1 protein-coding gene is annotated in these 378 nt (G+C 64.6%); it reads right to left on the bottom strand.

Annotated features, from left to right (window positions below; genetic code table 11):
* Nucleotides 1–25: 25 nt before the first annotated feature.
* Nucleotides 26–378 (bottom strand): hypothetical protein (locus AC1D0P_RS31765; RefSeq protein ID WP_477680362.1); only part of this gene is annotated, 353 nt, incomplete at its 5' end.

Genomic DNA, 378 nt, shown 5'->3' with positions numbered 1-378 from the left:
GTGAAGGCGACGGGAAACCGGTCGGCTAGTGCAGTTTCTTCAGCGCCGCGTCGATCATCTGATTGGCGATCATCATCCTGCGCGTCGCCTGGTCGCGGAATTCCGGCGGCACCCGGTCGGGATGGTTTTCGAGTGCGAAGAGCCGGCGCCGTTCGCGCAGTTGCTGTTCGCTGCGGCAGGCCGAAAGTGCGAGGTCCTCGGCGATCTCCGCTTCGCTCGTACGCCCGATCCAATCCGGCATGACTGGCAGAATCGGCTCGATAGGAGACGGCTCGGCCAGGAATTCGTCGAACTTCGATGACCGCGCTTCGATATCCGGATCGGCGCTCCATTCACGGCCGACGAAGCTGGCGTGGAAGCCGCGCACCGGCGCAGGCG

It is taken from the genome of Polaromonas sp. P1_G2 (assembly GCF_056405515.1).
Note: the sequence above shows the minus strand (reverse complement) of the source record. Positions and strands in the feature narration are given on the sequence as shown.